The organism is Phaeobacter sp. (assembly GCF_022825805.1).
GTDB lineage: Bacteria > Pseudomonadota > Alphaproteobacteria > Rhodobacterales > Rhodobacteraceae > Phaeobacter.
Genome location: NZ_JAJDWC010000057.1, coordinates 1 through 8,894, shown reverse-complemented (window position 1 = coordinate 8,894; position 8,894 = coordinate 1). Strand labels below are relative to the sequence as shown.

Here is an 8,894-nt window from a genome sequence, read left to right as displayed (position 1 = left end):
GCGCAGGCCGCTATGGCCAGCCGCGATACATCGGTTTCAGAACTTTGTAAGGAATTGGGCGTCAAACCGGTCACACTCTACCGATATGTCGACCCGAACGGCAAACTGCGCGATTACGGGAAACGGGTTCTCACCGCTTAGCGTAGGATTCTGCACTCCCCGGCATCAGACCCCCTATGGTGCGCACGCGCGGCAATAGCGCGTGCGCAGCATGTCAGCGCTTCAAGCGCCTTAGCCTTCTGCCACCGCGCCATCCCGTGCGATCAGGTCCTGCCGCAAACCTTCGGGCAGGGGGCACCCACTCGCACCATCTGCGGTGCGCAGAACCATCACCCCGGTCATCGTGGCGCGCAGATCACCAGCCCAGATCTGTTGCTCCATCACATAGGATGTACGGCGGAAGGACACGACCTTGGCGGTGGTGATGTAGTCCTCGTCCAACACCATCTCTTTGACGTAGTGGATATTGGCGTTGCGGACCACGTTGCGCGGCTTTGGCCCCTCACGGAAGTAGGGGGCGAAGAATTGGTTGTAATAGGTCACGCGCAGCGTTTCGAACCAGCTCAGATAGGCTTTGTTGTTGACATGGTGGAGCATGTCCAGCTCGGAAAAGCGCACCCGATCAGCAATTGCCAACGGTTGTGGTTCTGCCAGCCCGTGATGGCGCTGTGCAGCAGCACTGAGCGGGGTGTGATAGACGAGATCCATGTCGTTGCCTCAACTGATGTGTTTGCCTGCGAGACGGGTCCTATCATGCACGCCACCGGGTTTGTACCTGCTTTGTGGCGGCGTGTGGTCCGCGTGTGACTGTGGTTCGCGTGTGATGGGGGGACGCCCTGCCATCATCAGCGCGCCGCGTATGCGAGCGCCACTCGGCCCAACGCGGTCGAGAACAAGGTGAAATAACGAAAGCTTGGAGCGGTTAACGGGAATCGAACCCGTAACAAGAGCTTGGGAAGCTCGTGTGATACCTTTTCACCATACCCGCCCAATACCAGGAGGCGTAACGAATTCGCCAACAGGGGTCAAGCAGGCACTCGACCAGAGTGTTGGCGAATTCTGATATTTCAGCAGGATGCGGCTCAGTCGCGGCGACGGCGACGACGGCGGCCCCCTTCCGCGCTGGCATCACCACCACCGGTGTTGAAATTCACATTCGGCAGCGTCACCACATGTCCCAGGATCGGGAACGGATCTGACGAATTGGGGATCGCGGAGGCGTTCACAAAATGCTCCTGGAACCGTGGCTCCACGGCGGTTTCGATCTTTTCGATGTTGCGCACGGTGTCTTCGATTTCGACACGGGCTTCGGTATTCAGCAGCGCAATGCGCGCGCCAGTGCCCGCCGCATTGCCCGCAGAGGTGACCGCATCAAGTTCGCAGTCCGGGATCATGCCAAGCACCATCGCGTGTTTCGCCGAAATATGTGCCCCAAACGCGCCGGCCAGGACCACCCGGTCCACCCGATCAACGTCGAATTTGTCCATCAACAGACGCGCACCGGAATAGAGCGCGGCCTTCGCCATCTGGATGGCCCGGATGTCGGGGTTGGTGACGGTGATGGTTGGCCCGCCTTCGGCAGATCCATCCCAAAGCAGATAGGCATTGGTGCGGCCATCCTCGATGCAGCGCTTGGTGCCGGTCTGTTCGGCCGATCCAATCAGACCAGAGGCATCCAGCACACCTGCCAGACGCATTTCTGCAATCGCCTCGATGATACCAGACCCACAGATGCCGGTGATGCCAGTGGTGGCAATGGATTGGCCAAACCCATCTTCATCGGACCACAGATCTGACCCGATGACACGGAACCTCGGTTCCTTGGTCTCGGGGTTGATTTCCACCCGTTCGATGGCGCCGGGGGCGGCGCGCTGACCGCTGGAGATCTGCGCCCCTTCAAAGGCTGGACCCGTTGGAGAGGAACAGGCCAGCACCTTTTCCTTGTTGCCCAAGAGGATCTCTGCGTTGGTGCCCACATCCACCACCAGGACCAGATCATCGGATTTGTCTGGTGCCTCGGACAGGGCGACCGCGGCAGCATCCGCGCCCACGTGCCCTGCGATACAAGGCAGCAGGTAAACACGGGCTGCTGGGTGAATGTTCAGATCCAGTTCAACCGCGCGCAATGCAAGCGAATCCGAGGTTGCCAGAGCAAATGGCGCCTGTCCCAGCTCAAACGGGTCGATGCCAAGGAACAGGTGGTGCATCACAGGGTTGCAGACAAAAACCGCGTCAACGATCAGCGCCTTGTCGATTTCCGCCTCGGCTGCGATCTGGGTGAACAGCGCGTTCATCCCTTCCCGCACCGCATTGGTCATTTCCTGATCGCCACCCTTGTTCATCATGGCGTAGGAAACACGGCTCATCAGGTCTTCGCCAAACCGGATCTGCGGGTTCATGATACCGGAGGAGGCGATGACCTCCCCGGTTTTCAGATCGCACAGATGGGCCGCGATGGTTGTGGACCCAAGGTCGACCGCAAGCCCGTAGACAGAACCTTCGTAATAACCCGGCCAGATATGCATGATTTTCGCCGATTGCCCCGTGTGCCCCAGGTGCACCGCAACTGTGACTTTCCACTGCCCTTTGCGCAGCGCGGGCTGCAGGCACTGCAGGATATGCAGGTCGGTCTGCACATCTTTGAGGCCCCATTGGGTTTCCAGCGCTTCGATCAGCCGCTCCATATCGCCAGAGGGCTTGTGCATGTCGGGCTCTTCCACTTCGACATAAAACAGCCGGGTGGAGGGGTTCATGGTGATGTCACGAACCTCGGCGCGTTTGCGGACGACCTGGCGGTGAACCTGGCTTTCTGGGGGAACGTCGATGACCACATCACCTTGGACCGTGGCCTGGCATCCCAGACGACGCCCATCGATCAGCCCGCGCTTGTCTTTGTAGCGCTGCTCGACCCGGTTCCATTCGCTCAATGCGTCATCGGCGACCGTGACCCCATGTTTGGAGAATTCACCGTAAGAGGGCGTGATCTGGCATTTGGAGCAAATGCCGCGTCCTCCACAGACAGAATCGAGATCAACACCCAACTGGCGGGCCGCAGTCAACACTGGGGTGCCCAGTGGAAAACGTCCGCGCTTGCCCGAAGGCGTGAAGACCACCAATGGGTCGGTGTCAGTCGCTTGGGTGGGGTCGGTGACGTGATCGTTTGCCATGCCTCTACCTATGTTCGTGCGCATTTTGGGGGAGCATATGGCGTTTTCTTCCGAGGGAAAGCCGGGTGGCGTCATTTTCGGGCCCGTGGGCGTCATTTCTGACGGGTTTTGACGCAGTTGCAGCGCGAAAGGTCGGCTTTGAGATTCGCGCTCAGCGACGGTTTGATGCGCCCAGATCGGGTTTTAGCAGCGACATTGACAATCCGTCAGGATGAGCGCGCGATCTGCATTGCGCGACAGTGGGAATGGATAGGGTGCCGAAGGTTTGATCATGCGGCGGGGCTGCACAGGAAATCTATGCTGCGGCTCTTTTACCTTTGTGCGATCTGTGCAATAGGGTCATCGCCAAACGGGCTTTTGCATGGAGTTGAGAAATGCAGATTCGTGAGGCTCTCACATTTGACGATGTTTTGCTGGTGCCGGGTGCATCCAATGTTCTGCCAAGCACGGCAGACACGCGGACGCAGGTGACCAAATCAATTTCATTGAACATCCCGCTGCTCAGTTCCGCGATGGACACGGTCACGGAATCCCGGATGGCGATCGCGATGGCCCAGGCCGGCGGTATGGGGGTCATTCACAAGAACCTCGACCTGGAAGAGCAGGCGCGCCAAGTGCGCCGGGTCAAACGCTTCGAGAGCGGCATTGTATACAACCCCATCACGCTGACTGCGGATCAAACACTTGCCGATGCAAAGGCGCTGCAAGAGCGGTATCGCGTCACCGGCTTCCCTGTGGTTGATGCCGAAGGCCGGGTTGTTGGCATTGTGACCAACCGGGACATGCGGTTTGCAACGGATGATGATACGCCCGTTTCGGTGATGATGACCTCGGACAATCTGGCGGTGATGCAGGAACCTGCGGAGCTGGAAGAGGCCAAATCAATGATGAAGGCCCGTCGGATCGAAAAGCTCTTGGTCACAGACAAGGATGGCAAGCTGACCGGTCTGTTGACGCTGAAAGACACCGAACAAGCGGTGCTGAACCCTACAGCCTGTAAGGATGACCTGGGCCGCCTGCGTGTGGCTGCGGCCAGCTCCGTTGGCGACAGCGGCTTTGCCCGCTCGGAAGCGCTGATTGACGCGGGTGTGGATATCGTGGTCGTTGACACCGCGCATGGCCATTCCGAAGGGGTGATCGACGCCGTGCGCCGGATCAAAGCCTTGTCCTCGTCTGTGCAGGTGATTGCCGGCAACGTGGCCACCGCAGCCGCCACCAAAGCCTTGATCGAGGCAGGGGCAGATGCCGTTAAGGTCGGTATTGGCCCGGGCTCCATCTGCACGACCCGCATGGTGGCCGGCGTTGGCGTGCCACAGCTCACCGCGATCATGGACTGTGCAGGCGCTGCCGGCGACATTCCGATCATTGCGGATGGCGGGATCAAGTTTTCGGGCGATTTCGCCAAGGCGATCGCGGCTGGGGCATCCTGCGCCATGGTCGGCTCGATGATTGCGGGCACCGACGAAAGCCCGGGTGAGGTGATCCTGTATCAGGGGCGGTCGTTCAAATCCTATCGTGGGATGGGCTCGCTTGGCGCCATGGCGCGCGGGTCTGCGGATCGGTATTTCCAGAAGGACGCGGCCAGCGACAAACTGGTGCCCGAAGGGATCGAAGGGCAGGTGGCCTATAAGGGTGCGGCTGGTGCAGTTATCCACCAACTGGTCGGTGGCCTGCGTGCGGCGATGGGCTACACCGGCTGTGCAACCGTCACCGAGATGCGCAAGAACTGCGAGTTTGTGCGCATCACTGGTGCCGGGCTGAAGGAAAGCCACGTCCATGACGTTCAGATCACCCGCGAAAGCCCGAACTACCGCATCGGTTAAGACAGGAGCGCTGCCGGATGACCGTGTTGCATCGCCATGAGGCCGGGGCATGACCCCGGCAGCCCGCCGTCAGGCCGCCATTGAGATCCTCGACCAGATCCTGGCTGGGGCGCCAGCAGAGAAACAGCTGACCGCCTGGGCGCGTCGCAGTCGCTTTGCGGGCTCCAAGGATCGCGCCGCCGTGCGCGATCATGTGTTTGATGCGCTTCGCCGTCTGCGCTCTTACGCGTCGCTCGGCGGGGGAGGCGGCGGAACAGAACCGGTGTCTTCGACCAATACCACCGGTCGTCAGCTTGTTCTGGGCGCGCTGCGGGCAGAGGGTGTTGATCCGGATACGCTGTTCACCGGGGAGGGTCACGCACCGGCGCCGCTGACAGCAGAGGAACGGAACGCACTCGCGGCCACACCGCAGCAGGGGACCGCAGAACGCGTGGACCTGCCGGATTGGGTGTGGCCTGCGTGGTCCGAAAGTCTGGGTGCGGAGGCCGAAGCAGCGGCAGAGGCCCTGCAACACCGCGCGCCTGTGCACCTGCGTGTCAACTTGCGGCACCCAGACGCCCAGAACGTTGTCGCCAAGCTGGCGGCTGAGGGCATCGAGACCACCGCCCATGAGGCTGCAACCAGCGCGCTGCTGGTTACAGAGGGCGCGCGCAAGATCAGGCAGTCTCAGGCCTATAACGACGGGCTTGTGGAGCTGCAGGACGCCGCCAGCCAGGCGGTGATCGAGGCGCTGCCGCTGCAGGATGGGATGCGTATCCTTGATTATTGCGCCGGCGGTGGAGGCAAAAGCCTGGCAATCGCCGCACGGGCAAAGGGCGCGCTGTTTGCCCATGATATATCGCCCGACCGTATGAAGGATTTGCCCCAGCGCGCGCAGCGTGCGGGCGCACAGATCACATGTCTGGCGCCGCAGGATGTGGCAGACACCGGCCCTTATGATCTCGTGCTATGTGACGCACCTTGTTCAGGGTCGGGCTCCTGGCGTCGCGCACCCGAAGGCAAATGGCGACTGCAACCCGCGGGGCTGGAGGCGATTTGTCAAACGCAGAGCCAAATCCTTGATTCCGCTTCACAACTGGTCGCCGAAGGCGGCGTGCTGGCCTATGCGACCTGTTCGATGCTGAGCGTCGAAAACCGGGCACAGGTTGATGCCTTCCTGGATCGCAGCAGCGGCTGGCAGTTGCAGAGCGACCACGGCTGGCAGGTGCAGAACGGGACCGATGGTTTCTATGTTGCCGTGCTACGGCGAATGGACCAAGGTTAAAGCACAGAGATTACGCGCAAACCTCATCTTCGTTAACACGGCCTTAACCTTATTGGTGACGATATGAGCGCGTCATAGACTACCGATGGAGCCGCCATGAACGGTCGCCGATCTTCCCCCGTTCCGCATCTGCGCATTGATGCGCCAGAACACGCCCGCCTGCTCGCGGTGCTTGTGCTGGCCGCGATTGTGATTTGCACGCCCTGGGCGTTGAACACGCCCGAGTGGATTGGCCGGGGCCTGATGGCGGTTGGCTTCACTTTGGTGGCGGTTGCGCTGATGATGCTGGTGCAGACCCATGCACGGCTGCGCGCGCGGGCGATGGCCACGGATCTGTTGACCGGCTTCATCGAAAAAGATGCAACACCCACCTTTGTGACCGATGAAGACGGCGTTGTGCACGCTTTGAACGCAGCCGCCACCAACCGGTTTGAAGACGCCGAAACCGAAACCCTGGCAGGCACCATGCGGTCGATCCTGGCAAACCCATCTGCGGTGTTGTTCCGACTGCAAAGCCGTGCCCGCTCCGAAGGGAGCGCGCGGGAAGATATCGTGACCCGTCGGGGTCATGTGCGGCTGGCAGTGCATCAGATGCAAGGGGACAGCTTCCTTTGGCGGGTCGAAGAAATCGCTGACCGGCCCACCGCTGCGCGCGGTGCCGATGCGGTGCCAGTGCCGATGCTGACAGTTGGGCGCACGGGTACTGTTCTGTTCATGAACGAGGCCGCACGGGCGCTGATCGGGGAACGTGTCAAATCGACGGATCGCCTGTTCCCGGCGCTGCCGTTGTTGTCCGGGCAGGTCAACACCATGAGCACGAAGACCGGCCCGATTGAGGTGCTGGTGTCCGAAAACAGCCGCAGCCAGGGGCGCAGCGAATTGTATTTTCTGCCGCTGGAGGCACCAGAGGGGGTCGCCAGCAGCGCGTCGATTGATGCCTTGCCGGTCCCGTATGTGAAACTGCGCCCGGATGGCACGGTGTTGCTGGCCAATAAATTGGGGCTGCATCTGCTGGGCGTGACATCGACCAAGAACATCAAACTGGGCCAGTTGATGGAGGGGCTTGGCCGCCCAATGGCCGATTGGCTGCGGGACACTGCCGAAGGCCATGCCTCTCATAAATCGGAATTCCTCCGCCTGTCGCGCCGCGATAAAGAAGTCTTTGTCCAGGTCACGCTGACCCGCACTGTCGAAGACGGAGAGACTGTGCTGATCGCAGTGTTGAACGACGCAACCGAGTTGAAAACGCTTGAGGCGCAGTTTGTGCAGAGCCAGAAAATGCAGGCGATCGGCCAGTTGGCGGGTGGCGTTGCCCATGACTTCAACAACCTGCTGACAGCGATTTCAGGTCATTGTGATCTGTTGCTCCTGCGTCATGATCAGGGCGATCAGGATTTTGGTGATCTGATTCAGATCCACGAAAACGCCAATCGCGCGGCCGCTTTGGTCAGCCAGTTGCTGGCGTTCTCACGCAAACAAACCCTGCAGCCAGAGGTTCTGGATGTGCGCGACACGCTGTCGGATCTCACCCACTTGTTGAACCGGTTGGTGGGGGAAAAGGTCACACTGACCCTGAGCCATGATCCCGTAATGCGATCAATCCGGGCCGACAAACGCCAGCTTGAGCAGGTGTTGATGAACCTCGTTGTTAATGCGCGCGATGCGATGCCTCAGGGCGGTGAAATCCGTGTGGAGACCGAGGCTGTGGTCCTGGATGAACCGCTGGAGCGCGACCGCGCCGTGGTGCCACCGGGTGACTGGGTTACGGTGAAAGTGTCCGACGAAGGTGTCGGGATTGCCCCGGACAAGCTGCAAAAGGTGTTTGAGCCGTTCTACACCACCAAACGCACCGGTGAGGGCACTGGGCTTGGCCTCTCCACGGCGTATGGCATCATCAAACAGACCGGCGGTTACATCTTTGTGGATTCCATCAAGGACCAGGGCACGCAGTTCACGCTGTATTTCCCGGTGAACGCCCAGGCCGAGCCAGAGGTCGCGGCACCCGCTGCGCAGGCCCGCCAGGCCGCACCTGCCGCCCAACACGGCGAAGGGGTGGTCCTGCTGGTCGAGGACGAAGCGCCTGTGCGGGCCTTTGCCTCCCGAGCGTTGCGGATGCGGGGCTACACGGTTCTGGAAGCTGAATCAGCCGAAGATGCGTTGCGCACATTGGAAGACCCCGGTTTGACCGTGGATGTCTTCGTCACCGATGTGGTGATGCCGGGCATGGATGGCCCGAGCTGGGTGCGCGAAGCGTTGAAAACGCGGCCCGACACTCGGGTTGTGTTTGTCTCCGGCTACGCCGAGGGCGCGTTTGGCGAAGAGGACCCGTCCGTGCCGAATTCAGTGTTCCTGCCGAAACCATTCTCGCTTAATCAGTTGACCGAGACGGTGCACGAACAGCTTCACTAGCCTACCATTCTGCCTCGCAGCGGTGCGGTATGCCTCAGCTGCTGGGCGTGCCATGTGCTGAGTGCGAGGGGCGTCCCGCGCCGCGCTACGTGGGGTCTGATGCCGGGGAGTGCAGAATCCTACGCTAAGCGGTGAGAACCCGTTTCCCGTAATCGCGCAGTTTGCCGTTCGGGTCGACATATCGGTAGAGTGTGACCGGTTTGACGCCCAATTCCTTACAAAGTTCTGAAA

The 8,894-nt window shown here is 60.7% G+C and carries 5 protein-coding genes, 1 tRNA gene and 2 pseudogenes; 4 read left to right on the top strand and 4 right to left on the bottom strand.

The features are described 5' to 3' along the window. Nucleotides 1-141 (top strand): annotated as a pseudogene (locus Q0C28_RS06285) (transposon DNA-invertase); the annotation flags it as partial. 90 nt (nt 142-231) lie between these two features. Here the strand turns inward: Q0C28_RS06285 and Q0C28_RS06280 are convergent. The 3 genes from Q0C28_RS06280 to Q0C28_RS06270 all read right to left on the bottom strand — a co-directional run bounded on the left by Q0C28_RS06280 (nt 232) and on the right by Q0C28_RS06270 (nt 3,167). Beyond that, a complete protein-coding gene (locus Q0C28_RS06280) occupies nt 232-708 on the bottom strand; it encodes a thioesterase family protein (protein ID WP_293573888.1) in 477 nt (158 codons plus the stop codon). A gap of 206 nt (nt 709-914) precedes the next feature. Then, nucleotides 915-988: transfer RNA gene (locus tag Q0C28_RS06275), tRNA-Gly, on the bottom strand. A gap of 94 nt (nt 989-1,082) precedes the next feature. Continuing rightward, entirely contained in the window at nt 1,083-3,167 is a 2,085-nt protein-coding gene (locus Q0C28_RS06270) for an ASKHA domain-containing protein (RefSeq protein ID WP_293573886.1), read from the bottom strand. 374 nt (nt 3,168-3,541) lie between these two features. Between Q0C28_RS06270 and guaB the strand changes: the two genes are divergently transcribed. The 3 genes from guaB to Q0C28_RS06255 all read left to right on the top strand — a co-directional run bounded on the left by guaB (nt 3,542) and on the right by Q0C28_RS06255 (nt 8,663). Beyond that, a complete protein-coding gene (guaB, locus tag Q0C28_RS06265; protein WP_293573884.1) occupies nt 3,542-4,990 on the top strand; it encodes an IMP dehydrogenase in 1,449 nt (482 codons plus the stop codon). A 49-nt stretch (nt 4,991-5,039) separates the two neighbouring features. Continuing rightward, complete coding sequence (locus Q0C28_RS06260) at nt 5,040-6,254, top strand: RsmB/NOP family class I SAM-dependent RNA methyltransferase (RefSeq protein WP_293573882.1); 1,215 nt, start codon at nt 5,040-5,042, stop codon at nt 6,252-6,254. 96 nt (nt 6,255-6,350) lie between these two features. Continuing rightward, nucleotides 6,351-8,663 carry an ATP-binding protein gene (locus Q0C28_RS06255; protein WP_293573880.1) on the top strand — a complete coding sequence of 771 codons (2,313 nt, stop codon included), beginning with the start codon at nt 6,351-6,353 and terminating at the stop codon, nt 8,661-8,663. A 124-nt stretch (nt 8,664-8,787) separates the two neighbouring features. Here Q0C28_RS06255 and Q0C28_RS06250 read toward each other — a convergent pair. Beyond that, nucleotides 8,788-8,894 (bottom strand): annotated as a pseudogene (locus Q0C28_RS06250) (transposon DNA-invertase); the annotation flags it as partial.